At 68.6% G+C, this 25,276-nt stretch carries 19 protein-coding genes and 1 pseudogene; 8 read left to right on the forward strand and 12 right to left on the reverse strand.

Annotated elements, in window-relative coordinates:
• Positions 1–32: 32 nt before the first annotated feature.
• A complete protein-coding gene (locus AVL59_RS25180) occupies positions 33–458 on the reverse strand; it encodes a tautomerase family protein (protein WP_067308423.1) in 426 nt (141 codons plus the stop codon).
• A gap of 36 nt (positions 459–494) precedes the next feature.
• A complete protein-coding gene (locus AVL59_RS25185; RefSeq protein WP_067308426.1) occupies positions 495–1,208 on the reverse strand; it encodes an SDR family oxidoreductase in 714 nt (237 codons plus the stop codon).
• A 37-nt stretch (positions 1,209–1,245) separates the two neighbouring features.
• Here AVL59_RS25185 and AVL59_RS25190 point away from each other — a divergent pair, with 37 nt between their 5' ends.
• A complete protein-coding gene (locus AVL59_RS25190; RefSeq protein ID WP_237281660.1) occupies positions 1,246–1,854 on the forward strand; it encodes a winged helix-turn-helix transcriptional regulator in 609 nt (202 codons plus the stop codon).
• A gap of 753 nt (positions 1,855–2,607) precedes the next feature.
• On the opposite strand, the gene AVL59_RS25195 is transcribed toward AVL59_RS25190, so the two are convergent.
• The 4 genes and pseudogenes from AVL59_RS25195 to AVL59_RS54950 all read right to left on the reverse strand — a co-directional run.
• Positions 2,608–3,174, reverse strand: coding sequence for a hypothetical protein (locus AVL59_RS25195; RefSeq protein ID WP_079146972.1), 567 nt, complete (start codon positions 3,172–3,174; stop codon positions 2,608–2,610).
• A gap of 663 nt (positions 3,175–3,837) precedes the next feature.
• On the reverse strand, positions 3,838–4,638 hold the full coding sequence (locus AVL59_RS25200; RefSeq protein WP_067308428.1) for an FkbM family methyltransferase: 801 nt from the start codon (positions 4,636–4,638) through the stop codon (positions 3,838–3,840).
• Between the two features lie 777 nt (positions 4,639–5,415).
• Complete coding sequence (snpA, locus tag AVL59_RS25205; protein WP_079146973.1) at positions 5,416–6,168, reverse strand: snapalysin; 753 nt, start codon at positions 6,166–6,168, stop codon at positions 5,416–5,418.
• A gap of 511 nt (positions 6,169–6,679) precedes the next feature.
• Positions 6,680–6,826 (reverse strand): annotated as a pseudogene (locus AVL59_RS54950) (polyphosphate kinase 2); the annotation flags it as partial.
• A gap of 187 nt (positions 6,827–7,013) precedes the next feature.
• On the opposite strand from AVL59_RS54950, the gene AVL59_RS25210 reads away from it, so the two are divergent.
• Entirely contained in the window at positions 7,014–7,424 is a 411-nt protein-coding gene (locus AVL59_RS25210) for an SCO4402 family protein (protein WP_067308431.1), read from the forward strand.
• A gap of 451 nt (positions 7,425–7,875) precedes the next feature.
• On the opposite strand, the gene AVL59_RS25215 is transcribed toward AVL59_RS25210, so the two are convergent.
• Positions 7,876–8,625, reverse strand: coding sequence for a TioE family transcriptional regulator (locus AVL59_RS25215; protein WP_067308434.1), 750 nt, complete (start codon positions 8,623–8,625; stop codon positions 7,876–7,878).
• A 58-nt stretch (positions 8,626–8,683) separates the two neighbouring features.
• Here AVL59_RS25215 and AVL59_RS25220 point away from each other — a divergent pair, with 58 nt between their 5' ends.
• On the forward strand, positions 8,684–9,886 hold the full coding sequence (locus AVL59_RS25220) for an erythromycin esterase family protein (RefSeq protein ID WP_067308437.1): 1,203 nt from the start codon (positions 8,684–8,686) through the stop codon (positions 9,884–9,886).
• Between the two features lie 391 nt (positions 9,887–10,277).
• Here the strand turns inward: AVL59_RS25220 and AVL59_RS25225 are convergent, their stop codons facing one another.
• Complete coding sequence (locus AVL59_RS25225) at positions 10,278–11,186, reverse strand: LysR family transcriptional regulator (RefSeq protein WP_208870448.1); 909 nt, start codon at positions 11,184–11,186, stop codon at positions 10,278–10,280.
• Between the two features lie 195 nt (positions 11,187–11,381).
• On the opposite strand from AVL59_RS25225, the gene AVL59_RS25230 reads away from it, so the two are divergent.
• The 4 genes from AVL59_RS25230 (at position 11,382) to AVL59_RS25245 (ending at position 15,351) form a co-directional block, all read left to right on the forward strand.
• Positions 11,382–12,077 (forward strand): type 1 glutamine amidotransferase domain-containing protein, encoded by a 696-nt coding sequence (locus tag AVL59_RS25230; protein WP_067308439.1) that lies wholly within the window; start codon positions 11,382–11,384, stop codon positions 12,075–12,077.
• Positions 12,078–12,166: 89 nt separating this feature from the next.
• Complete coding sequence (locus AVL59_RS25235) at positions 12,167–12,850, forward strand: type 1 glutamine amidotransferase domain-containing protein (RefSeq protein WP_067308442.1); 684 nt, start codon at positions 12,167–12,169, stop codon at positions 12,848–12,850.
• 291 nt (positions 12,851–13,141) lie between these two features.
• Positions 13,142–14,107 (forward strand): NAD(P)H-quinone oxidoreductase, encoded by a 966-nt coding sequence (locus tag AVL59_RS25240; RefSeq protein WP_067308444.1) that lies wholly within the window; start codon positions 13,142–13,144, stop codon positions 14,105–14,107.
• Between the two features lie 338 nt (positions 14,108–14,445).
• Positions 14,446–15,351: an LLM class F420-dependent oxidoreductase gene (locus AVL59_RS25245; protein ID WP_067308447.1), complete on the forward strand. Its 906-nt coding sequence runs from the start codon at positions 14,446–14,448 to the stop codon at positions 15,349–15,351.
• Between the two features lie 287 nt (positions 15,352–15,638).
• Here AVL59_RS25245 and AVL59_RS25250 read toward each other — a convergent pair whose 3' ends face one another.
• From AVL59_RS25250 to AVL59_RS25265, 4 genes are all read right to left on the reverse strand, one after another.
• Entirely contained in the window at positions 15,639–18,665 is a 3,027-nt protein-coding gene (locus AVL59_RS25250; protein WP_067308450.1) for an AAA family ATPase, read from the reverse strand.
• On the reverse strand, positions 18,665–19,819 hold the full coding sequence (locus AVL59_RS25255) for an exonuclease SbcCD subunit D (protein WP_067308453.1): 1,155 nt from the start codon (positions 19,817–19,819) through the stop codon (positions 18,665–18,667). The genes AVL59_RS25250 and AVL59_RS25255 overlap by 1 nt, the downstream gene beginning before the upstream one ends.
• A gap of 240 nt (positions 19,820–20,059) precedes the next feature.
• Positions 20,060–20,437 (reverse strand): hypothetical protein, encoded by a 378-nt coding sequence (locus tag AVL59_RS52535; protein WP_159400072.1) that lies wholly within the window; start codon positions 20,435–20,437, stop codon positions 20,060–20,062.
• 946 nt (positions 20,438–21,383) lie between these two features.
• Positions 21,384–21,881 (reverse strand): hypothetical protein, encoded by a 498-nt coding sequence (locus AVL59_RS25265; RefSeq protein ID WP_237281661.1) that lies wholly within the window; start codon positions 21,879–21,881, stop codon positions 21,384–21,386.
• A 1,941-nt stretch (positions 21,882–23,822) separates the two neighbouring features.
• Between AVL59_RS25265 and AVL59_RS25275 the strand changes: the two genes are divergently transcribed.
• Positions 23,823–25,037: a cytochrome P450 gene (locus tag AVL59_RS25275; protein ID WP_067308464.1), complete on the forward strand. Its 1,215-nt coding sequence runs from the start codon at positions 23,823–23,825 to the stop codon at positions 25,035–25,037.
• The last annotated feature ends 239 nt before the right edge of the window (positions 25,038–25,276 follow it).

The following is a 25,276-nucleotide window of genomic DNA, read 5'->3' on the forward strand; positions in this document are numbered from 1 at the left end:
GCTCGCTTTGCGGGTCAGTACCGGCGGCGCGATCAATAGGGTGAGGGCGCGTTGTTCTCAGCCCAGAGTTTCTCGGCGTCGGAGCCTCCGGGGGGCGGTACGAGCCCGTTGATCATCCAGAGGTCCTCGCTGGTTTCGTCGACGCTGAACTCCCAGTGCAGCCCTGCGTTCCGTTCGAGGTGGGGCTGCAGTACGCCGTTGACCCACTGGGCGGTCCGGCGCCGGCTCTCCTGGTCGGGGTTGCGGCGGGCAATGTGGTCGATGGTGATGCGGACCCCTAGCGGGGTGGGCTCCCCACCGACGTACATGTCCTCGGGCCGGGTCTCGTGGAACAGCGTGACCACGTAGAACCGGGGCAGCCCGATCTTTTCGTAGTGGTCAGTGATCCGGGAGGCGAGTCGCTGCTTTTCCTCGTCGGTGAAGACTCCGGGCGTGTGGTGAATGGTCCACAGTGGCATTACGGTCCAGTCCTTGATCGAGTGTCGGGTGGGACGTCAACGGGCGGCCGACAAAGTCAGGCGCTCCACGGGGCCGGACAGCGCCGCCTTGGCGGCGACGGTGGCGTCGTCGGCGAGCACCTCGGTGGCATCGGCTTCCAGGCCGTCCAGGATCCGCGCGGCCACCTCGGCCGGCGTCGCCTTCGGCAGTTCCATGGCGGAGACCATCTCGGTGTCGATGAACCCTGCGTGTACGCCGACGACCTGGGTTTTCTGGCTCGCGAGCTCGAGTCGAAGCGAGTTCGTGAGGGACCACGCCGCCGCCTTGGACGCCCCGTAGGCGCCGCTGCCGGCCAGCCAGGACAACACTGAGTGCATGTTCACCAGTGCGCCTCCGCCGTTCGCGGCCAGGATCGGCGCGAAGGCCCGTGCCACCCGCAGCAGCCCGAAGACGTTCACGTCGAACGTCATGGTGGCGTCCTCGAAGTCGCCCGTCAGGAGCGGAGCCGGCAGCAGGATCCCTGCGTTGTTGAACACGATGTCGACGTCGGTGGCGACCTCCGCGAGGGCGGCGACCGACGCCGCCGAACGGACCTCGAGCTCGGCGGTAACCACCTCTGTCCGGTCGTCGGTGTACGCCGAGCGCGCGGTCGAGTACACCTTTCGCGCCCCGCGTGCCAGCAGCTCGTCCACCAGCGCCGCGCCGAGTCCCCGCCGGCCCCCGGTCACCATGACCACTTTGTCTGCTACAGCAACCACGACATCTCCCATCTGGGTAACGACCTCATTAGTTAGATGGAATCACGCAGTGCTGGATAACGCAAACGTTAGTTACACTCGTGGGATGGCGATGAATTTCGAGGAACGGCTGCGCGACCGGGATCCGTGGCCGATCGGCGACGAATGCTCGGCGGGGCGGGTGCTGGACCTGCTCAGCACGAAGACGGCGTTCCTGGTGATCCGCGAGTGCTTCTACGGCACCACTAGGTTCGACGACTTCGTGGCGCGGATCGGGGCCTCGGCACCCGCGGTGTCACGGGCGCTCGCGCAGCTGAAGGCCGCGCAGATCGTCGCGCCCGTTCCCTACCGGAGGCCCGGCAGCCGGGCCCGCGCGGAGTACCGGCTGACCAAGGCCGGCGAGGATCTGCTGCCGGTGCTCCTGTCGCTGATGCAATGGGGCGACACGCACCTACAGGAAGGCCGCCCACCCCTGTCGTTCGTCGAAGCCGACACCGGCCGTCCGGTACGGGTCCGGGTCACCGCCGACCCGGCGCCGGAGACGATGTCCGACGACATCGAGATCCGACTGAACCCCGCCTGCCGGGCACCGCTGGCGGCCGCGGTCGGCAGCGTCTGGGACCGCCACGATTCCGAGAGCAGCCGCTCTACCGATCATGGCGAGCATGGCTTCGAGTAAGGCCTCTCGCTCGGGTGATCTTTCAGCCGGGCACGCATGACAGCGTTGCCTCCCGCGCGGCTCGGGGTTGTCGAGTCCAGGAGCGCCCAGGAGGCCCGGTTGCCGCAGCCTTCCGCGGTGCTGCCGTTCGAGTCCGGCTCGGGTCCCTGCAGTGCGATTTCTTCGCCCGCCCGTACGGGGACGCGGTGGACCGTCCGGAGTATGTGCCGCGCCGCTATCCGCTGGATATGCCGGATGCCGAGTCGGCCGAGGTCCGTGCGTCGCTGCCGGTGCCGAGGTGGCTGGAGGACGGGGGCGGGCTGCCGGAGGGCTACTGCCGGCGACAGATGGTCGATGCGGCCCTGCCCAGGCCCTGGGGCGTTCAGGGAAGACGGCCGGACCGACCCCGGGCGAAGCGGTGCCGGGGCTTGGACGCCCCTGGCCCCCTGAAGACGCGCCCCCGCTCACCCTGAGCCCTCGCTGCACCCGGAGTCGGCCTCATCGGTCAACAGGACTCAAGCACTCGGGCATGCTCAAGGCTTCGCGAGTACGTGGACGGTGAGCGATTGTCGGGGCGAGGACACAGCAATGCGTCCCCACCCCCACCCGTCTCCCAAAACCCCAGAAGCCCCCTGACCTGGTCACCCATCACGCCGATGACCGCCAGCTCACAATCAACGGCTCCAGGCGAAATGGTTGAAGAAGGCCTGACCGCCAGCCCTGACCACGGTCTCAGCCGCCTCTTGCGGCTCCACCGCGCAGCCGGACGGACACCTACAGGTGGGCGCTGATCACGCCGCCGAGGCTGAGCACGATGAACACACCGTTCGCGTTCACACCGGTGTCGTGCCCGTTCGTCTCCAGCGTGCCGTACACCACGCCGCGGTCACCGAGGATCTGCGCGCGGTAGCGTTCGGCGCCGACCTTCGTGACCCTGGCAGTCCAGCCGCCGGGCAGGGCGAAGGTGCCCGGCCCGCGGTGTCCGCCGCCCAGCCAGGAGTGGACCTGGCCGTCCAGCGTGAGCACCACGAACATGTCGTTGGCGTCGACGCCGGTGTCGTGCTGGTTCGCCTCCAGCGTGCCGTAGACCTGGCCACGGTAGACGATCTTCGCGAGGTAGTGTTCGGCGCCGAGCTTGTAGATCTCGGCCGTGCTGCCGTCCGCCAGGGTCTGGGTGCGGACCGGGGACGCCGCCGCGGCCGCAGCGACCGGCGCGGCCGCCCCGTGCACGGCCGGTGTCGCGGCGGCGGCGGTAGCAGCGGGCGCCAGCAGGGCGGCCGCCAGGACGGTGCCGGTCAGCACACGGACAGCGGCCGGGCGGCGGGATTTCCAGAGGGACATGCGTGTTCTCCTGAACAACATGACGATGAGGACTCACGCGTCGCCTGCTCCCCCACGGGCGGGGACCGAAAGAGAAAGGACGGCGTGCCTGATCGAAATTAGTCAGGTTTGTCGACGGACTTGATCATTCCCTGTCACAGGACCGTTACGCCCCAGTACACCCGTCTCCTCCCATTCGCTCAGAGACAGCAGTACCCCACACCCCAAGACCCGGCCACACCACCAACACCTGAGGAACAGCGAGGGCAACGCGCATCCAGGGGGAAGTGCCTATTCCCCATATAGCGTTTCGCTTGAAGTCCGCGCTGGGCCAGGTCACTGTCACCGGTGCTCTGCCGACGTTGGACACCTTGATGATGAGACCTCGTGCGGGTACTCCACCCTGTCAGCGTCCGGGGTGTACGACGCGTAGGCGCGATCTACCTGCGCAGGGGAACTCGTAAGGCTGTACCCCGGCCCCGGTTGAGTCGGACGGCCCAGAGGCGGCCCCGCAGAGCACCCCTCCCGGGTCGCTGCGGTGTCATGGGTGACTTGGGGGTTGTGTGCCGTGGGCTGACCTGCTGCCGTTGCTCCCCCGGCGCCGAGGATCCCTCCGTGAGGTCCCCGCCCGGCCGGGGAGATCGGCAAGTCCGTTGACGATCGAGTGCCGGGTGCTGCGCGTGGTCAGGGCCTGACCGCGAACACCATGCCGATGTCGCCGGCCCGCTGCACCGGGTCCTGCTCGGTACTGACCGTGAAGCCGTGCGCGAGGAGGACCTCGCAGACTGTGTCGCGGTTCTGCTGCCAGCGCTCCACCTCGACGACGGCCTGGCGGACCAGGGGCCAATGCCGTTCCTCGATGCCTCTGAGCACATCGAGTTCGGCGCCTTCCACATCGACCTTGAGCAGGTCGACATGGTCGATGCCCTGCTCGTCGAGCGCTGATGACAGGGTCCTGACTCTCACCCGGTGCGTCTCAAGCCGCCGCATCACCCGCAGCTGGCGGCTGACGAGAAGAGTGAGGATGGGAGCGGGTACGCGGCGCAGGGCCGGTCCCAGGCCGCCCTGGCGGATCATTTCGACAACACTGGCGGTGACCCGCCGCCGCTCAGCCTCGATGTTCCCCTGATCCCGCGAGGAGGACGACAAGATCGTGGCGGCCGGAACGTAGCTGAAATCGATCTCGTCGTCACGGGACGCCAGGCCGTAAGGGAGCGCGGTCAGACGTCCGTTGAAGAACTCGCGAGCATTACGTTCGAGTGTCGCGTGGAGTGGCGGCACCGGCTCGAAGGCGTAGATTCGCACTTCCCCGTCCAGCCGCTCATAGACGGCCGCCGAGAACACACCGATGTTGGCGCCCACGTCGAGTACCGTCGCACCCGGCATGCACTCGATGCCGTGGGTGAAGTAGCCGCCCACCTCCTCGCGCAGGAAAGACGCCTCCCAACGATTGATACTGTGCAGTTCAATCGCCTTCATGGTCATGACAGGATCATTTACCAGGGTTGGAGCCAACAATCCAGCCCGCACGCTTCACTTCGACCGCGTCCCTGATCCACAGGGTGTGACGCCGGCCCATTCTCGTAACACACTTGGGTCGCGTCGAGACCTCCACGGACGCTGTTGGGCGGGGTTGGTCGCTGTGGTTGCTGTACCGGAAGCCTTCACCTCACCGCTGCAGCGAGAGCCGCGTCCACCGTGAAGAGCGTCCCTGCACCCACGCCTACGACTGCTCCGCGTGTGCCCAGGAGCTGGGGCCCGATGGTCTTGGCGATGTTCTGACACGCGGCCTGTTGACGCCGCGTTCCGCACGGCGTTCGATCGCCTCTGCCCGTGCGGGTGTCCGGGCAGAGAGCCGGGACGATGACCGAGGACGCCAGACCCGGGCTGATGAGGATGGTGTACTTCCAGCAGACGTCCGCGACGATGATGGGCGCGGGCGCGGTGCTGTCCGAAGGGTAGCTGCTGGTCTCGATCGGCACGGCTCACCAGCTGGAGACCCTCGGTGATCACTGAGCGGATGGACCTGCCACGGTTGCGAAGTCTGATCGACGGAGTTCTCGTCGATCTGTACGAGAGGCACCGTCACCAGAACTTGCCTGCGCTGTGCGAGCGGCTTCACCTCCCGGCTCCACCCTCTCTGGACAGCCATACAAAGCGACAGCGTCTGTCGGCCAGTCCGCAAGAGTGCTCAGGCGGCCGTCTTGAGCATGTGGTTGAAGCCGTCCTCGACAGCGAGCCGCTTCCCGCTCGGGAACGCGATCAACTCCAGGGCATGCCGTGGAGCGGATACCCCGGATCCTGGCCCGGCGCGGGCCGTACCGGCGGTGCAGCGCTCGGGGGGCCAGCGGGCCCGGTCACCGTGCCCGGGGACTGCGCGAGTCCGGTGGCCCACAGCTGGTCGACACGCGAGCGCTCGGTGGCGTTCGGGTAACGGTTGGTACAGGACGGGCCGGCGCCACCGCCCGACATCAGCTCACTGCACGGCCCGCTGTAGTCGTCCGGCAGACCCAGCACGTGCCCGGTCTCGTGGGTGACGACGCGAACCGAGTCGTACTGCTGGCTCTGGGTGTAGTCGATGAAGACGTAGCCACTTCCGTGGCCGTTGGTGGAGGCGTAGGACCCGCGCGAGTCGTTGCCCTCGATGTAGGAGAAGTCGGCACCGCTCGACGCCTCCTGGAGCTTGACGTTGGACTCGGAGCTGTTCCAGATCGAGGCCGCGCTCGATATCTGCGAACGGAAGCTCGGCGCCTGGGAGGCGTTGTAGTAGACGGTCACCGCCTGCGCGTTCGGCTGGGCGGCGCGCTTCTCGGCGACGGACTTGAGCACGGCCTCGAAGAACGCCTTGTTGTTCGCGGCCTCCTCAGCCGACCCGGCGTACCGCGCCACGGAGGTACCGGCGGCAGCGGACGGAGCGGCCGTCTGGGCGCTCGCCGGCACCACCGCACCCAGCGCGCTGGAGGCCAGACCGAGAGCGAGGGCGAGGAGTCTCGTGGACGTTCGGGACGACTTCATGTGGGGGGGCTCCTACTCACTCGGTGACGCCGAGCGCACGGTGCGCGGTCGACTCTGCGCGAACACCGGTTCTGAACTGCGGCGACGTCCTGTGGGTCGCCATTCTTAGAACGGCTCGACAGGGAGCGCAAAGGGTCCCGCCACTACCTCGCCTCGTAGGCCCCGGGACCTCGCCAGGGCAGTGCGCGGGGCTCCGGTCCGCACATGGCGGCAGCAGGGGAAGCTGTCGCGGCGTCAGAAACCTTGCATCACGGGGCAATGGGCGTGCGAGTCGGCCGGGCGGAATCCCGGGACGCACGGCGGGATCGACATCCGGGCTAAGACGGACAAATCCTTAGATGTCTGCCATGCCGCGTCTACTAAGTGTGCCGGTTGATTGGCGGAGCACTGTGACCGACGTCATAGAACATGAGCTTCCGCTTCTTTCGCGCCCCACCGGGCCCGTGGCGCCCCCCCCCAGAGAGTCACCCTCGACGCTGGGCGGCATCCCTCACCGCTGAGCCGCCGCCGCTCAGTCCTGATCAGGATGGAGGCCGGGCCCGCCGTGCAGCCCGGCGAGCGGTGTGGGCGAGAGACTGGTGGGTTCCTCGCCCGCCTCCAGCAGCGTGTCCGCCGCACCCGGTGGCTTCGGGACTCTGCGGGCCTGGCTGTCGTCAGCCGCGCGAACGAGGTGCGCGCCCGGTCGTAGAGCGCCAGCTGCACTCCGGCCCCTTCCGCCGGCACCAGCACCACCGGGCGCAGGTGAAGATCATTCACGGGACCGCGGCCAGAACCCCTTCGAGGCTCTGTCCACAGTTCCGTGATCGGGCAACGCCGCGTCCCTCACCACCTCGTAGGCTGGCTGGGTGTCTGATCACGGCATTGAGTTCCCCGCTTTTCGTCTGCATGTCGTGCCGGCGGTCCTCGCTCTGGCGAGTCCCTCATGGCAACGCGACGTGTGGCTGCAGCCAGAGGAGTTCGAGGACCTGGACTACGTGGTCAACGTACTGTTCGACGATTTCTGCAACGCTGACGACCCCGGTCCGTGGCTGGGCAAGAGCCTGCGGACCGAGGAGGAAGTCACGCTCATGAGGGAGTTGGGCACGGTCTACTCGGCAGTGCAGGAGTCCGTGGGTCGCCGCGCCCCGGATGAGGCTTATCTCGATGCTGCGGAGTGGGACATCGTGATCACCATCGCGGCCCGACTGGCTCAGGTGATGGTGACCAATGACCTTCAAGCCGCGGCTGTCCTGCATGAGCAACGTCAGCGCTCCTGACGACCAGGACACCGGTGCGGCAGGGGAATCGACGGCTGGGTGAGAATGCGCGCCTTCAGGAACGAACGAGCCCCGGCCACACACGCCTCGCTCGAGCGTTTTCACCCGGCTCACGTGTTGCACCGAGCCGGCGGGCGAGTCATGGTTCCGACAGGATACGAGGAAGATGCGCTGCTCCTCCCGCGCCATGAGCCGATTCCTGGACCGGTCAGAGAGGCCGGAAGGCTCTGATGCCGAGTCAGGCGGATGCGTGGGGAAGCAGGAAGGGAAGGTGGGCGGTGAGGGAGCGCTCTGCGAGAACCCACAGTTCACCCCTTCCGCAGCTCCCTCCAGTAGCCGTAGTTCCAAGCCGGCCGGGCTCGATCGGACCGAACACACTTGACGTTCCAGCAAATTGGGACTGATCGGAACCGCCTGTGACACTCGTTCCCTTCGCCCGGCGGCCGAAGGCTCATCCGCGTTCGCGAAGGTACGCCTCCAGCTCTGCGGCCCCGGTCAGCATCGCCCGCCCACGGGCGGACAGCCGACCCTGCCAGTCGCGCAGTGCGGCTTCCAGCGGCTCCAGACCGCCGGCCGCCCGCACCTGGGCGATCAGCGGGGCGATCTGCTCCAGCAGGTAGCCACCCCGCCTGAGCTGGTGGGCCAGCCGGGCGTCGCGCACGTCGGCCTCGTCGTAGACGCGGTACCCGGTTCGCGGGTCACGGCGCGGGCGTACCAGCCCGGCCGTCTCCCATTTACGCAGTGTCGCGGGCCGGATACCGAGCTTCCCGGCCAGCGGCCCGATGAACGTGCCGCTGGGCCCGGACACCGCGGCCGGCTCGGTCCCCGCACCGAGCTCAGGCGTCGGGGTGGGCTCCAGGTCACGGAGGGCGCTCTCCACGGCCTGGAGGGTCCGCCGGTCGTCGAGAAGCTGGGCGTGGCTCTCGTCGATGAGGCGGAATGCCTCCTCGGCCGCATCCTGGTTCACGGCCCGCATGATCGACGTCGCCGTCTGGTGGCCGTGGCCGGGCACCAGGGCGAGAAACGCGCGCAGGGCCCCCGCGTGCAGCGAGGTATAGGTGCGGTAGCCGTGGGGTGTGCGGCCGGCGGCCGGAAGGATGCCGGCCTCCTCGTAGTTCCTGATCGCCTGAGTCGACAGACCGTGCCCGCGTGCCAGATCGACCGGCCTGAGCCGCACGCCGCTTTGAAGGTTTCGCCCCATGTGACCGACGATATCGCGGAAAAGTTTCAACCGAGGGTTCAACGATACCGTTGAAGGCATGGCTACCGACATCAAGGACACCGCCCATACCGTCGAGGCTGCCGCCGTCATGAGCCTGCTCCCGGCCCGGCCCCGCCTGCTCGCCCTGGGCGAGCCCACCCACGGCCAGGACGCTCTGCTCGACCTGCGCAACGAGCTCTTCCGGCAGCTCGTCGAGCAGGAGGGCTACCGGACGATCGCGCTCGAGAGCGACTGCATGATGGGCCTGGTCGTGGACGACCACGTCACCTCGGGCACGGGCACGCTCGACGAGGTCATGGAGCACGGAATCAGCCACGGCTGGGGCACGTCCGCGGCCAACCGCGAGCTCGTGCGCTGGATGCGCGCCTACAACGACGGCCGCCCCGCGTCCGAGCAGCTCCGGTTCGCCGGTTTCGACGGCCCGCTGGAGATCACCGGCGCCGCGAGCCCCCGGCAGGCCCTCATCGCACTCCACGGGTACCTCTCGGCCCGGGTGGACGCGGACCTGCTCCCCTGCACTGCGGGGACACTCGACCGCCTGCTCGGCACCGACGAACGGTGGACCAATCCCGCCGCGATGATGGACCCGGCCCGGTCCGTGGGGCAGTCGGCCGAGGCCAGGGAGCTGCGGCTGCTCGCCGACGATCTGGCGGCGCTGCTCGACGAGCAGGCGCCGTACTTGATCACTGCGACCTCGCGGGACGACTGGGACCGGGCGCGCCTGTACGGGCGCACCGCGACCGGCCTGCTGCGCTACCACTACTGGATGGCCGACACCTCACAGGCCCGCATGACGCGGCTGGTGGGCGTGCGGGACCAGATGATGGCCCACAACCTCCTCGCCGTCGCCGCTCGGGGCCCGGCACTCGTCCACGCCCACAACGGCCATCTCCAGCGGCAGAAGAGCACGATGCGGATGGGCGGGATGCCGCTGGAGTGGTGGAGCGCCGGTGCGCTGGTGAGTGCCCAGCTCGGCGAGGGGTACGCCTTCGTGGCCACGGCCCTCGGCACGATCCGGCACCAAGGAGTCGACACGCCGCCGCCGGACACCGTCGAAGGACTCCTGTACGCCCTCCCGGAGGACCGCTGCGTCATCGACGCCCCGCGGCTGGCCACCGCCCTCAGCGACGAACGGCCCGCGCCCCGCGTTTCCCCCTGGTTCGGCTACTCCCCGCTCGACCCGTCCCACTTGGCGGACAGCGACGGGATCGTGTTCGTCAAGGACGTCCCGCGACGCTAGGGCCGGCATCGGGGCCTGTGTCCCGGATCACGGGGATCGCTACACCCCTTGGCGAGTCCCAGCAGTGAGCCCGGCTTCCTTCCCGCTATGAGCGGAGCCGGACGATGAGGGCAGCGGCGGTGACGGTGCCGATGCGGACGTAACCACGCTTGTCATTCACCGCGTTGCGCCTCGCCGGCGTCCTGTGGCCGATTTTCATGGCGGCGGCCGATCCTTTCCGGGACGGGTCAGAATGGTCAGTGTTGTGTGCCGGCGAGGCGCGACGCGGTGAGTCCATGACTTCGCATGGCGAATGGGTGCGGTGTCGGGCCCGTGCCCGCCCCAGCCGGCCGGCAGTGCCGACTCCGCAGACCGATGGCAGACAGACGCGGCCTCCGGGTGACAGGTGGGCTCACCAGGTCTTCGCGGCGGTCACGAGGCACTCGCGTACGAGCGTCACGTGCGGATTGGTGGAGCTGCCCGGGCGTTGCACGAGGTAGGCGGTGTTGATCGGGGGGTCCTCCGGCTGGTGGAGCAGTCGGAGGGCGCCGGAGGCGAGTTCGGTGCGGCACATGTAGCTGGGCAGGACGCTCCAGCCGGCGCCTGCGGTGACGGCGGTGAGGACGCCGCGCAGGTCGGGGATGGTGATCGCGGCCTGGGTGTGCAGGCGGCGGTTGAAGACGTGGCGCCAGTAGCGGCGCGCGATGGGGAGATCCTCGGCGTAGGTGATCAGTGGCAGGGTTTCCAGGGCGGCGGGCAGTTCCTGTCCCTTGAGCCGTTCGGCCCATGCCGGGGCGGCGACCAGGACGAATTCCTCGTCGGCGAGGAGTTCGGCGTGGAGAGTCCGGCCACGGGGCCGGCGGGTGGCGACGACGAGGTCGTGGCGTCCGGCCCGCAATTCTTCGAGCAAATGTTCGGTAAGTCCGATAGTCACCCGCAGCCGGACGCCCTGCGCGACCAGCGGGGCCAGCACATGGAGGCCGGCGACGCTCATGAACTCCGCGGGCCCGGCCAGATGCACCGGTGCCACGGTACTGCTGGGCTCCTCGCCGGCGATCGCGGCCAGTTGATCGAGAGGAGCCGACAGCTGCCCGGCGAGTTCGTCCGCGTGGGGCAGCGGGGTGACGCCGTGCGCCCGGCGTTGGAACAGTTCGCGGCCCAGGCGGTTCTCCAGCGCCCGGATCTGCGTGGTCACGGTGGACTGCGACAGCCCCAGCTGTCGCGCGGCGGCGGTGAAGGACCCCAAGCGGTGCACGGCGAGAAAGGTGCGCAGCAGATTCAGGTCCAGCGGACCGGCCCCATGAATGCCCTGATCGCTCACGACGTCGAGCCTACGAGGTGCGCCCGGCAGTCACCTGCCGATCCGTCCCCGTACGGGGCATCGATTCGTCGATACCACGTATCGGTGCATTCATTGGCGCAGATACTTCAGCACCTTTAGTTTCGAGAACGACAGCGATGACGTTCTGAGCACGCAGCGCCAGAACGCGAACCACCGGCTCTCGGAGACCGCACCATGTCGAAGATCCTCTTTGTGATGACCGGCGCCGACCACTGGACACTGGCGGACGGCTCCAAGCACCCGACCGGCTTCTGGGCCGAGGAGGCCGTCGCCCCGTACCAGGCGTTCACGGCCGCCGGCCACGAGATCGTCGTTGCCACCCCGGGCGGCGTCGTGCCGCCCCTGGACCAGGGCAGCCTGGCGCCCCAGTTCAACGGCGGCGAGGAGGGCGCGAAGAAGATGGCGGACGCCCTCGCCACGATCAGCGAGATCCAGCATCCGATCAGCCTGGAGGACGTCGGCCTCGACGACTACGCCGCCGTCTTCTACCCCGGTGGCCACGGCCCGATGGAGGACCTGGCGGTCGACTCAGACTCCGGCCGCCTGCTCACCTCGGCGCTGAAGTCCGGCAGGCCCCTCGGCGTGGTCTGTCACGCCCCGGCTGCTCTGCTCGCCGCGGTCGAGCAGGACGGCACGAACTCCTTCGCCGGGTACAAGGTGGCCGCGTTCACCAATGCGGAGGAGGCCCAGTCGGGTCTCGCCGACAAGGCGAAGTGGTTGCTGCAGGATCGCCTGACGGAGGCGGGTGTGCAGGTCCAGGTGGGCGAGCCCTGGGTGCCGAACGTTGTCGTGGACCGCAACCTGTTGACCGGTCAGAACCCCTCCTCCTCCGCGCCCCTGGCCGTGGAGCTGCTGAGGAAGCTGGCCTGACGCGCGCAATCACCGATCGCGCATGCGGGGGGGGTACTGGACGCCGCGTTCCCCAGTCGGACCCGGCCCTTACGGTCATAGGGAAACAGATGAGCAGAATCCTCGCCGTGGTTACCAACCAGGCGACCTACGGGACGAACCACCACCGGACCGGACTGTGGATCGGAGAGCTGGTTCACTTCTACGACGGGGTCCGCCGGGCCGGCTTCGAAGTCGATATCGTCAGCCCCGGAGGGGGGCAGGTGCCGCTGGACCCACGCAGCACCAGATGGGCCGACAAGGAGGTGCGCGACTACATGAGTGATCGCGCGTTCATGTCGAGCCTGGACCACACCAGCAAAGCGGCCGATGTCGACCCGGCGCGGTATGCCGCGATCTTCTACACCGGCGGGCACGGCGTCATGTGGGACTTCCCCTCCGACACCGCGCTCCAGCAGGCCGCCCGGGAGATCTACGAGAACGGCGGCGTGGTCTCCTCCGTCTGCCACGGCGCCTGCGGGCTGCTGGACATCACCCTCTCCGACGGCTCCCTGCTTGTCGACGGCCGCACAGTCACCGGGTTCTCCACCGCGGAGGAGCGAGTCGCCATGGTGAAGAGGCGGGTGCCGTTCCTGCTGGAGGACGAACTGCGCAAGCGGGGCGCGCACTATGTCAGGCACACCATCCCGATGGCCCCCTTCGCCACCGCTGACGGCAGGCTCGTGACGGGGCAGAACCCGTACTCCACCAAGGCCGTCACCGCACGACTCATCGAGACGCTGCACCGCCTTTGAGCTGATCGACAACGCCTGGCCCGGCCCTGCTCGTAGAGCCTCTCGGGGCGATCGGCTGTTCTGCCCACGTCTCGTCGGGTGACAGGTCTCTCGTTCTGCGAGCTCGGGGCCGCCCGGGGCCGGGGCGCATCGGTCTCGGTGCGCGGGCCGGCCAGGGCAGGCCCGGGCGGAGGTCCCGCGGCGGCCCCGGACCGGAGTGAGCCTGCCGGGCGGGCCCTGTCGCCTGGCATCTCGACACCATGGGGACCGGCGTATGTGCCGTCCCGTCAGCTGCGTACTTGGAGGAACGCCGTGAAGGCAATTTCGATCAAGGAGCCCGGGGGGCCGGAAGTCCTGCAGTGGATCGCTGCGGAGGACCCCGTCCCCGCAGCGGGAGAGGTGGTCATCGACGTCGTTGCCAGCGCCGTCAACCGCGCTGATGTGGCACAGCGGCTGGGGCTGTACCCGGTTCCGGAGGGAGCATCGCCTTACCCGGGGCTGGAGGTGTCCGGACGGATCAGCGCCGTCGGCGAGGGTGTGACGCACTGGCAGCCCGGCGACGAGGTGTGCGCGCTGCTGACCGGGGGCGGATACGCGCAAAGGGTCGCTGTCCCCGCGGGGCAGCTGCTCACGGTGCCCAAAGGCGTCAGCCTGGTCCAGGCGGCAGCGTTGCCGGAAGCCACCGCCACGGTGTGGTCCAACGTCTTCATGACCGGTGGACTGAAGGAAGGCGAGACCTTCCTCATGCACGGCGGGGCCGGCGGCATCGGCACAACGGCCATACAGATCGCCAGGGCCTATGGCGCCCGCGTCGTCACCACGGTCGGCGGCCCCGAGCAGGCTGCCAGGGTCCGAGAACTCGGCGCCGACCTCGCGGTCAACTACCGCACCGAGGACTTCGCCGAGCACGGCCCCTACGACGTGATCCTCGACGTCATCGGCGGCGACTACCTTCCGCGTAACGTCAATTCCCTGGCCCTGGACGGACGCCTGGTCATCATCGGGCTGCAGAACGGCCTGTCGGCCGAACTCAACCTCGTCGAACTCCTCGCCAAGCGCGCATCCGTCCATGGCACCACCCTGCGCTCCCGCCAAGCCGGCCAGAAAGCCGCCATTGTGGCCGAAGTCCAGGAACACGTATGGCCCTTGATCGAGAACGGAACCATGCAGGTCGTCATCGACCGGACCCTGCCCATGGACCAGGCCGCAGAAGCGCATCGCATCCTGGACGCCCCCCACATCGGCAAAATCGTCCTGCTCAACCCCGATGCGGCTTGACTCCGAGAGTCATTCGCAGCGCAGGAAGCGGCGGCGCACATCATGGCCGTAGCGGACACTGTCCGTCGTGACGACGCATGACCGCGTCGGTGCGCACTGCAATGACACGCGATGGGGCATCCACCTGGGTGCCGGCACCGACTCGACGGGCCACCGCAAACGATGTCGGCGGCCGAACCCGGTTCAGTGATGCCCGGTGATCGTCCAACGTCTGGCCGGATCCGCGCGAGCCTCGCAGGCGTGTGGTTCCGGACGCTCTCCCACCGGTCCGACTCGGCAATTTCAGCAAACCCCACAAACAACTCTCTAAGTATTATTAGATGATTATGGGCGCTGATATGCGAAGTGGTGTTCTTGTCACCACGCACGGGCTGACGCTCGACGGCGTGGTCGGACAGATCAGGGCGGCGGCTCGGGCAGGCGTGGGCACGGCTTGGCTGCCTCAGGTCCTCGGGGACGACGCGCTGACCACGCTGGCCGTCACCGGCCGTGAGGTGCCGGGCATCAGACTGGGCACCGCCGTCGTGCCGACCCACCCCCGGCACCCGCTGGCGCTCGCCGGGCAGGCACTCACGGTGCAGGGCGCGACGGGCGGGCGGCTGACGCTGGGCATCGGTCCGAGCCACCGGGCGACCGTCGAGGGGATCTACGGATATTCCTACGACCGGCCGGTGCGGCACGTACGCGAGTACCTCACGGCCCTGGCACCGCTGCTCCGCGGCGAGCCCGTCGAGTACCGCGGCGAGACGGTGACGGCCGTCGGCGCGCTCGACGTGCCCGGCGCGACGCCGCCGTCGCTGATGGTGGCCGCGCTCGGTCCGGCGATGTTGCGGCTGGCGGGCGAGTTGACGGACGGCACCGTCACGCTCTTCACCGGGCCACGCACCATCGCCGACCATGTGGTGCCGACGATCACCCGCGCCGCGAGCGAGGCCGGGCGACCGGCGCCGCGCGTCGTGGTCGGCCTGGCGGTCTGCGTGTCCGACGACCCGTCAGCGCGGCGCGAGTTGCTGAGCACCGTCTACGCGGCTGTGGGCACCGGTGGCGAGCCGAGTTACCGGGCGATGCTCGACCGCGAGGGCGTCGCCACGGCGGTCGACGTGGCGATCGCCGGCGACGAGGCGACCGTGGAGCGCGAGCTGCGGCGGTACGCCGACGCGGGCGCCACCGAGTTCATGGCGACGCTCTTCGGAACCGACGAGGAGAACGCGCGGACGCTGGAGCTCATCGCGTCGTTCGGCTGAGCACGAGCCCCACGGCGTCCCCGATGACCACCATGGGCACACGGCCCGATGCCGGTGGCCGCGCCGCCCGTTCGGGGCAGGGCGTCAGCTCGACGGGGCGCTGTTCGGTGAGTCCGCAGCGTGGATGGCCAGAACCATCGACCGGCCCCGACACAGGCGTCGCATCCCGGCCGCCCCGGCCAGGGCGCGGGCACCTGATTGCCGTGAGGCTCTTCGATGGGGCGCCCTGCTCGGTTGCGGTGATCGTCGACTCAGCCCGTCGCTCCCAGAGGGCCCGCGGAGAGAGCTCACAGGTCGGTGTCGACGACATGGCGGAGTGCGGAGCCGTTGCGTTGCTTGGTCACGCGCAGCTGGTTGGGGATCCGGCGGCCCAGTTCGGCAACATGGCTGACGATTCCCACGGATCGGGCGCCGGCGCGGAGCTGGTCGAGGACGTCCATGACGTCCTGGAGGTTTTGTTCATCGAGTGTGCCGAAGCCTTCATCGATGAACAACGTTCCCAGAGGGCGGCCGCTGGCTTCCTGGGTCACGACGTCGGCCAGGCCCAGGGCCAGGGCCAGTGAGGCTGTGAAGGTTTCACCGCCGGAGAGGGTGGATGTCTCCCGATGGGTGCCGGTCCAGGTGTCCAGGACTCTCAGCCCCAGTCCGGCCTTGAGGCGGCCGCGGCGGCCTGCTTCCTTTTCGTCACTGTGTACGAGCAGGTAGCGGTCGGAGGTCATGGCTTGCAGGCGGGTGTTGGCTGCCTCCGCGATCTCCTCCAACCGAGCGGCAAGGACATAGGCCTCCAGCTCCATGCTCAGGGTGTTGGTGGTGTCGGTGGCACAGGCGATGCGGGCCAGCCGGTCAGTCAGCGCGTAACGCGCTTGCAGGGGGGCGAGGTCGGCCAGGCGGGCGGTGAGATCGGCGACGAGAGGGGTGAGGTCAGTGACGCGTTTGTGGGCTTGTTGGGGCGCGCCGGCGGTGGTCTTCAGTTGTGCTTCCGCCTGGCGGAGAGTGTCGGCGGCGGCCAGCAGATCGGCGGGGGGCTGGGCGTGGGCTTCGATCAGGCCGGACCGGTTCAGGGTGTTGGTGACGATCGCGTCGTCGTGGTCCCACTGTTTGAGTTCCTCGGCCCATTGCCTCAGCAGTGAGGTGGGTCGCAGGGCGGCGGCAGCGTCCTGCCGGGTGGGGAATCCTGCCTGGTGGGCGGCTTGGTCAGCGGCGTTGACGGCGTCCTGGTGGCGGTCGGCGGCGGCAGCGAGGAGTTGGGCTGCGTCGATGGCGTGAGAGAGGTTCTCGGCCTCACGAACAAGTTCGCTGATGCGGTCCTTCAGCGTGGTGGCGGTGCCGCGTGCGTCCGCGAGGGTGAGGGCGATCGTGCGCTGCTGCTGTGCCAGGGCCGTGTGTCGAGTCCGGCATTCGACGAGCAGGTCTTTGGCTTCTTGGCGCTGCTGGGTGCGGGTGTCACATTCGGTGCGGAGGGTGGCGAGGTGCTGTTGGGCTGTGCCGAGTCGGCCGGCCTGGTCGCAGGCGGCTTGGTGGGCTGCGCGCGCTGCCTCGAGTTCGGTTTCGAGGGATGCGATGGAGGTGGTTCCCGCTGCCCCCAGTGCCTCGGCGTGCTGTGTGGCCAGGTCGCTGCCGCTGCGGGTGGCGTCGGCGTGGGCGGCTTCGGCCTCTTCGTGGGCGGTGCGGGCCTCTTCTTCGGCCTCGCGGGTGGGCCGGCCGGCCGGCAGGGGTGCTTTGCTGGGGTGGACGGTGGAGCCGCAGACCGTGCAGGGGGTGCCGTCGGCCAGTTCGGCGGCCAGTTCGCCGGCCATACCGTTCAGACGGAGCTCGCGCAGGTCGAGCCAGGTCTTCTTGGCAGCCAGGGCTTCGGCGTGCCGCTGTGACTGCAGGGTTTGTGCCTGGTCGAGACGCTCGGCCAAGGTGTCGCGGTTGCGGGCTGCGGCGAGCGTCGCGTCCAGGTCCTTGACCTGCTCCTCGAGTTGGGGGATGCGATCGGCTGCCTTGCTCAGGGCCTCGATGAGGGCGGTGTGTTCGGCTTGGGTCGCAGGCCAGGTCTGGAGCCACTGATCGGCATCGTCGTGGACGCCTTGGGCCTGTGCTTCCTTGTCCTTCAGGTCGGCCAGTTGCCTGTCCAGTTCTGTCAGCCGCTCTTCTTGCGGAAGCAGCCCTTGAAGGCGGCCGATCTCGGTGTGCCGCTGGTCATGGGCCAGCTGCAGCTGCGGGGTGCCGGCGTGGGTGTGGGCGGCGTCGAGTGCGGTGCGGGCGACCGTCTCGGCTGCCTGCGCTTCCTGATGGGCATGTGCGGTGCGTTCGACGGCGTCCAGAGGTATCCGCAGTGGTTCGGCTCGTGTGCCGTGGTCGAGTTGTTCGCGTAGCCGGGGATGGCCGCCGGCCTGCTCGTCGAGGGCTGCGCGCTGCTGGAGGGCGTCGGTGTACTGGGTTTGTCGGTCGGCCAGGTCCATGGCGGCTTGCTGGTCTTGTTTGGCCTTTTGATAGGCCCCGTCGCTGTGGTCTTCTTCGGCCAGGGCGACGGTGTGTGCTTCCTGGGCGCGATCGAGCAGGCCTTGGGCCCAGGCGAGGGTGGCCGCGGGCTGCTCGGCGTCGGGGCGGGTTGCGTGCCGGGCGCCGCTGTCCTCGGGCAGGATCGGGCCGGCTGCCTGGTCGATGCGTTCACTCAGGTGCAGGAGGCCGGTGGCGACCTGTTCGAGGTCTTCCTTGGCTGCCCTGCTGCGCTTGGCCAGCCAGCCTTGCAGTTCCTGGAAGCGGCTGGTGCCAAAAAGCCGGCTCAGCAGGCCGGCGCGGTCCTTTGCGTCTGCGCGCAGGAACTTGGCGAAGTCTCCCTGGGGCAGCAGAACGACCTGGCAGAACTGTTCTTTGGACAGTCCCAGCACCGCCTCGATCTCCCGGGCGGTGTCCTGATGGTTCGCGCAGACAGGTTCCCAGTCGCCGCCCGCATCCAGGGTGCCGGCCCATTCATGGAGCTGCACGGTGGCCTCGGCGGTGGCGAAGCCGTTCTTGGCACGGGAGCTGGGGTAGCTCTGTTTGGGGGTTCGTGTGATCTTCAGGCGGCGGCCGGCCGCGCTGAAATCCAGGGTCACCTTGGTACGCCGGTCGACGGGGGCGTGATCGCTGCGCAGGCGGTGGGTGGGGCGGACGCCGGGCACCGTGCCGTAGAGGGCGAAGCAGACCGCGTCCAGGACGCTGGTCTTGCCTGCTCCGGTGTCGCCGCGCAGCAGGAAGAGCCCCGCCCCGGACAGGTCGTTGAAGTCGACCGATTCACTGTTCCCGAACGGGCCGAAGGCCTGGATGTTCAAATGGTGCAGATGCATCAGTGGACCTCTCGCACGGCGGCTTCGGTACGGACGGCTTCCAGGCCCTGACTCAAGAGACCTTCTTCGGCGGGGGTGGCGGGTACGCCCGTGACGTGGTGGAGGAAGCCCACGGCGATTTCATGATCGCTACGCCCGCGTACCCGGGCCCGGTAGGACTCCCCCTCGCTGCGACGCCCGGTGGAGAAGCTGAGCTTGAGCGTCTGAGGGAAACGCTGCTTCAGGCGTTCCATGGCCATGTACGGCCGGTCCGCATCGGTCAGTGTGATGTGCAGCCAGCACCTCTCGTAGCGGGCGTACTCAGGGCTGGTCAGCAGGTCCTGCAAGGCGCCACTCACCTCTCGCAGCTCGTACGGCACCGGGCATGGCAGCTTGCGTGCCGTCAGCGCGGCGTCGGCGGCCAGGTCGATCAGCCACATCGCCTTGGGGTGGGAGGCTTCGGAGAAGGAGTACGCCAGCGGGGATCCGCTGTAGCGGATACGGTCACTGACCCGCTGGCAGCGGTGCAGATGTCCCAGCGCCACATAGTCCACCCCGGCGAAGACCGACGCGGCGACGGACGGGACGCCTCCGGCGGTGATGTCGCGTTCGCTCTCACTGACCTCGGCTCCGGTGACGAACGCGTGGGCCAGCACCACCGACCGGGTGCCGGCCGGCTGCCCGGCCAGATCGGCACGTACCGCGTCCATGGCGGCGGCCAGCACCGACTGATGGCTGGGCCGCTCGGCCTGCACCTGGGTGTGCACGAGGCCGGGCTCCAGGTAGGGCAGCCCGTAGAAGGCCACGGGGCCGTGTTCGTCGGTGAGGACCACCGGGCGGGCGCAGTCCTCGACGCTGGTCCGCAGATGGATTCCCGCGTGCTCGATGAGACGGGAGGAGACACCCAACCGTCGTGGGGAGTCGTGGTTGCCGCTGATCATGACGAGCGGGACACGCAGTGCAGCGAGTTCCTCAAGGACCCACTTGAACAGGTCGACCGCGTCCAGCGGGGGGATGGCGCGGTCGAAGATGTCGCCGGCGACGGCCACGACGTCGACGTGATCCGCTTGCACGGTCTCCAACAGATGTCGGAGAAAAGCGCGTTGCGCGTCCAGCAGGGGCTCGCGGTGCAGTGGACGGCCCAGATGCCAGTCCGACGTGTGCAGGATCCTCATGCGCCCAGACCGTAACCACTGAGAGGTCAGATAGGGGCGGTTTTCCTGATAATCGTGCATCTCTAAGGGAAGACAATGACATGAGAGGAATGGTTTCTCCGCACGTCCCGCCCCGGTCCGAGTACACGCGATAGGCCCCAGCCGGGCCGACGGCCGCCCCTCCTCTCCGGGACATCACGCTTTCGCGGCCTCTGGCCCGCCCCGTGCCGTGCGGAGCGGGCCCCCACAGGCCCTGCACCATCAAGTCACCAGCCGCGCCACAGGACCAGGCACCCTCCCTGGCGAGCCGGGCTGATCGCGCGCCGGCCAGAAGGGCGGAAGGATCTTCTCCAGGCGGGAGGTGACGGCTCCCTCGTTACGGCCCAGTTCGCGGGCCATCTCCGCCACCGGCACCTCGTCTGCGTTCATCCGAGCAAGCCGTTCGTCCTCTTCGGGACTCCGGCGCTCGTATGCCCGCGGATGGCTCTGCCGTTTCTCCGCCACCGTGTACGCCTTGGGCTGAGCGGCCTGTTCCTGTGAAGAGACGGCAGCCCGCGCGGCGGGCACCAAATCGGCTGGATAGGCGGCGAGCTTGAGAACGTAGAGCTTCCAACGAATCGCGTTCTCGGATCGCCCCAACTCGCGCGCGAGTTCAGAATCTCCATGCCCGACTGATGCAGCCGACGAAGGCGTTCCTCATCGTCCGGTGTCCACGCGGCACCGGTGCGCACCGCACGTGCGTTGCCCGATGCACCAGCTGCCGGCGAGGCTTTCGCGATGGAAGACGCCGATGAGGGCAGCACAGTGGCCGATGGCGCGGCGGCTGTGTCCTGGGACGCGGCGACTGCCGCCGCGATCAGCCGCCCCACCGCCGCCAGATCACCAGGAGCCAACTCGCCCGACAGCTCCCCTTGGATGACTCCGTCCACCATGGTCCAGGTTCCCGATCAGCGATCACGGCGTCTCGGTCACCGTGCCAGACACCATCCTGGTCACGAAAGGCATACACAAGGATCGCCCAAGTCTCCTCTCACTCAAAGATCACAGTCCCTTACTTTGAGGGGCAGTTGGCAACGCGCGGTCGTCACCCCGCCCCTCGCAGCATGTCAACCCTGCCCACCGACCGTCCCCGCCACCCCGTGACATACGCCCGTTCGAAGGGTGCACAGTCATGCCCATTCGCGCCATGTCAGGGGGCCGGCTTCCAGCGACTCAGGCACTGACCATCAGAACCGGTCGGCAGACCAGATGCATAACCAGGCGCTGCTCCAAAGAAGTTGGGCATCTCGAAGACGACAGTATGGGACACGACATAGCCGGCCCGGCTGGTCGTGGTCAGCATTGGGCCGCCATCTGGAAGTGATGTTCGGAGCAGCCACGGGGGACCCCGTCGGCGATGGGCGCGGGTCCCCAGGAATGTGCGGGAAGGACGCCGAAGCCCTGGCCCTGCAGACCGCCGAGGAGGGCCGGCACCACGGAGGGCTTGATGCTGTTCGCGCAGATACGGGGGCGCGGAGGGGATGCCTCCTCCTTGGAAACGGTCAGTACAGGCAGCACGACAGAGGCCCAGGAAGCAGACCGGCTGTCACTCCTCTCTCAACCGCGCCCAGGTATGAGTGTCCAGACTGTCGTGGGGGCCGAGGCGGGAGAGTTCGACGCCGTCGCGTCCCAGTGCCACGATGACGGGGCGGACTGCACGGCTGGTGTAGGGGGACGTCCAGACAGCTATCAGCCTGCGCTGCGCGGGAGCCTCGATCCGGCGGGCACCGATGAGAACGTGGCCCACGTCCCGCCCGAGGCGCACTTTGGCGCAACCGATCCACGGGGCCATGGTGATGGAGTGCGGAAGGTCAAGGCTGCGGGTGAGACTGAGGGCGCCCCCGCCGTTGCTGACGTCGAGCACATCGACGTTGACAGGATCGTCTGCGGGGCCGCTGCCGCCCCCCACGTCCCGCCACTGCTCGCCGGACCACTCCAGGAGCGCGATGTGCTCACACGCCCGCGGCGATTTCGGACGCCACACCATCCAGATCGCCCCGGCACCGGCAGTGCCGTCGACATCGACCGACACCACGGTCAGCATGCGCCGCGGCATCCACCACGGCTGCGGCTCATCCCTCGCCGGCGCCCGCCTCGCCACGCCCCGCAGAAATGTCTCCAACCGGCGTCCCGCCCATACGGCCTCTCCCCATGCCCGCATGCACCTGTGATACCCGGCGCGCGAAATCATCAAGCCCCGAGCCAAAGCCGCTGAAGCAACGCCTCACCACCTTGCGGCCCAAAAGATCACGGCTGGATGGATCTTGGGGAGCGAAGTCAACGGCTTCAAAGCCACCGTCTCAAGTCGGACCGTCGGAGCGTCTCTTCGATGTGGCCGGCACGTTGGATGACTTCGGGGCGGACGCCGGATGGCCTGTTGGGCGAAGAAGAAGCCACCGCGCAACGCTGGTTCCGTGGCCGACCGGGCGAGCCCGCTGCCACGAGCAGGCGCGTCCATGCGGGTTGCATCCACGGCACGGACGAGCCGAAATCGGCACCGCCGCCGTTGTCCAGGACATCCATCACCACGGCAAGAAAGGCAACCCCCATGCAGCGCAACACACTCTTCCTCGCCCTGTGCGCCCTCCTTACCGCCGCCGCAACAGGATTCCTCGCCACCACTGCTCTCCGGACCAGCCGCGCACCGCACTGACAGCGGCTCCCCTCTCCCGACCAGATCTTCACGCAGAGACTCGCCCACCTGCGTTTCCTTGATCGGGCCCCGGCACGGCGCCGAGCCTGAGCGCCCCGGCAGGGTCCACGCCGCTGCGGTGTCCGCACCCAACCGAATCCGGAGGATCAAGGACTGTCACCCGACCAGCCCCAGCAGGCCGGATCACCCGGACGCGGATCGTGCACGCCCGCTCGCGGGACCCGCACTGCCCGAGCTCGCCCTGGAGGGAAACCTCCAATGCCGATCTCGTCCCGGAGCCAGCCTGCGATGCCGAGCAGCGGCCCTCCATCGGACCATCAACCAGTTCGGCATTGGCGGAGGCGAGGCCCGCCATCGGGACCCTGCTGGGGATCGTCGCGATTCCGGCCGTAGACCCACCCGCACGGCAGGGCCACTCGGTCGGCGGCGCCTTGGCAGTTCAGGGCAACTCATACGTGGGCCACTGGGCCCGACACGGGACGGCCCGCGCGCCTTGGTGCCGCAGGCGGCGGACGTCCCGACAGCCACAGCCGAGGAGGTCACCGGCAGCCCGGTTCGCACCTTTGTCCTATGGGCGCAGAACCATGCCCTGGAATTTCTTCCAGATTGATGATTTGACAATGCGGACCGGAGCCTGGGATCGGCGCCTGCCCAACCGGACACAACGGCCGCACGCCGGCCGACGGACCACTCCATTGTCCAGTCCGTTGCCTGAAGCGTCTGTTCTGCGAGGCACGCCAACCTGCCGCATATTGATACAGATGACCTCTTTCAGGCCAGACAACCGGGAGGACGCTATGTCCAGCGAGCCGCGAGGCGGCGCACCCGACGTTCTCCAGCCGGATGAGATCCGCTCCGCAGCTTCGCCCCTCTCCGAGGCCGGCCTCAGGGACGAAGTGGCATCCCGGATCGCGACCAGCCCGAGCCAACCCGTCACCGCCCAGCAGATCACCGCTGTGGCCGGTTGAACGGCCATCGCTCAGGCAGCACAGCCGACCGGACAAGGGCCTTCCCGCATCGCCGCAAGAGCCGCGGCAGGAGTCCCGGTGCCCATATACCGGACGGCCCGGCCCCCAACGGCGAGATCCCTGACACGGCTCTCCGTGTAAGGCCGGCCGCAGACAGCCCGGGGTTCGACCGGCGGCGCCTCCGCCACGGTGATGGACATCGAGAAATCGGTGCTCGGGACACAAGCCCTTCTGACCCGATTCTGCGGCTGCTCGAACAACCCCTTCGGCCTATCCATGCCACCCGAAGCTCGCTGTACGGCGAGTACGGGAAAAGCCTGCACCCTCGAAAGCGACGCACCCCTCGACGCATTAAGGACTCCCCATGACGTCCCACGACACGACAGCGCGCTCTTGCCCCTTCGACTTCGCTGACGGGTTGGAGTTCGATCCCTCGCTGGCCGCGTTGGCGCAGCGCGGCCCCGTCAGCCGGATCCGATTGCCCTACGGCGAGACCGAGGCGTGGCTGGTGACCAGCTTCGCCGGAGTGCGCCAGGTGACGTGCGACCCGAGGTTCAGCCGGGCGGCGATCGTCGGGCGCGACTATCCGAGGATGACGCCCGAGCCCATCGTGTCCCCGGAGTCGATCAACGTGGCGGACCCGCCGCACGCCACCCGGCTGCGGCATGTGGCAGCCCAGGCGTTCACACGGGAGCGGGTGGCAGGCATGCGTCCCGCCGTGGACCGAGTGGTGGCCGGTCTGCTCACGGCGATGGCCGAGGCGGGACCGCCCGCGGATCTGGTGACACATCTGTCCGTTCCGCTCCCCCACCTGACGATCTGCGAGTTGCTCGCCGTCCCCGAGTCCGACCGCGATCACCTGCGCACGTGCACCATGCGGCTTCTGGCCACCTCCCCGGACACCAAGCAGGACGCGGCCGACGCCAAGGCCGAGCTGCGGAAGTACTTCGCCGACTTGATCCCGGACCGGCGGCGCGCGCCGGGCGAGGACCTGCTCAGCGCGATGGCCGCGGCCCCGGTGCCGGAGGGCGAGGAGCCGCTGAGTGACGACGAGTTGGCCGTCCTGGCCGTGACGCTCATCCTCAGCGGCAACGACACCGCGACCTGCCAGATCAGCAACATCGCCTATCTGCTGCTGACCCGGCCCGAGGAGCGGAGCGCGCTCGAGCGCGAGCCCGCGCGGTTCCCCGACGCGCTGGAGGAGCTGCTGCGGTTCATCCCCTTCCGCAAGGGCGTGGGCATCCCACGGATCGCGCTGGAGGACGCGGAGGTCGAGGGAACCGCCATCCGGGCGGGCGACTACGTGCACGTGTCCTACCTGGCAGCCAACCGGGACCCGGTCATCTTCCCCGATCCGCACACCCTGGACCTCGAGCGCCCGGCCCACCCGCACATGACATTCGGCTGGGGTGGGCACCACTGCCTGGCCGCACCGCTCGCACGGGCGGAGCTGGACAGCGCGGTCACCGGCTTGCTCACCCGCTTCCCGCACCTGCGCCTCGATGTCGACCGCGACGAGATCCAATGGGACACCGGGACCATCCGCCGCTTCCCCATCCGCCTGCCCGTCACCTGGTGAGGCCGGGGCAGCGGGACTGCTGGACGCAGCGCCCGGCCATGCTTCGGACGCGTACGCCGGCCCGCAAGTCACAAAGCGCCAGCTGACGAGTACGCGGTCGTGGCCTTCGTGGTGTGCGAGTGGCGCGCGATCTGACAGGGGACCTCCGCGCCGGGCTCATGGCGGCGGCCCGCCGGTGAACCGGCGGGCCGCCGACGAGCACGTCCCCACGGTCGTGGAACGACTGGAGTGGTCGGGGT

It is taken from the genome of Streptomyces griseochromogenes (assembly GCF_001542625.1).
GTDB classification, from domain to species: domain Bacteria; phylum Actinomycetota; class Actinomycetes; order Streptomycetales; family Streptomycetaceae; genus Streptomyces; species Streptomyces griseochromogenes.

Coding starts and splice junctions, on each gene's coding strand:
- AVL59_RS25200 (WP_067308428.1), bottom strand. CDS start 4,638: ATGACCATGAAGGCGATTGAACTGCACAGTATCAATCGTTGGGAGGCG.
- AVL59_RS25275 (WP_067308464.1), top strand. CDS start 23,823: ATGACGTCCCACGACACGACAGCGCGCTCTTGCCCCTTCGACTTCGCT.
- AVL59_RS25235 (WP_067308442.1), top strand. CDS start 12,167: ATGAGCAGAATCCTCGCCGTGGTTACCAACCAGGCGACCTACGGGACG.
- AVL59_RS25265 (WP_237281661.1), bottom strand. CDS start 21,881: ATGCTGACCGTGGTGTCGGTCGATGTCGACGGCACTGCCGGTGCCGGG.
- snpA (WP_079146973.1), bottom strand. CDS start 6,168: ATGAAGTCGTCCCGAACGTCCACGAGACTCCTCGCCCTCGCTCTCGGT.
- AVL59_RS25220 (WP_067308437.1), top strand. CDS start 8,684: ATGGCTACCGACATCAAGGACACCGCCCATACCGTCGAGGCTGCCGCC.
- AVL59_RS25250 (WP_067308450.1), bottom strand. CDS start 18,665: ATGCATCTGCACCATTTGAACATCCAGGCCTTCGGCCCGTTCGGGAAC.
- AVL59_RS25180 (WP_067308423.1), bottom strand. CDS start 458: ATGCCACTGTGGACCATTCACCACACGCCCGGAGTCTTCACCGACGAG.
- AVL59_RS25215 (WP_067308434.1), bottom strand. CDS start 8,625: ATGGGGCGAAACCTTCAAAGCGGCGTGCGGCTCAGGCCGGTCGATCTG.
- AVL59_RS25230 (WP_067308439.1), top strand. CDS start 11,382: ATGTCGAAGATCCTCTTTGTGATGACCGGCGCCGACCACTGGACACTG.
- AVL59_RS25255 (WP_067308453.1), bottom strand. CDS start 19,819: ATGAGGATCCTGCACACGTCGGACTGGCATCTGGGCCGTCCACTGCAC.
- AVL59_RS25195 (WP_079146972.1), bottom strand. CDS start 3,174: ATGTCCCTCTGGAAATCCCGCCGCCCGGCCGCTGTCCGTGTGCTGACC.
- AVL59_RS25245 (WP_067308447.1), top strand. CDS start 14,446: ATGCGAAGTGGTGTTCTTGTCACCACGCACGGGCTGACGCTCGACGGC.
- AVL59_RS25185 (WP_067308426.1), bottom strand. CDS start 1,208: ATGGGAGATGTCGTGGTTGCTGTAGCAGACAAAGTGGTCATGGTGACC.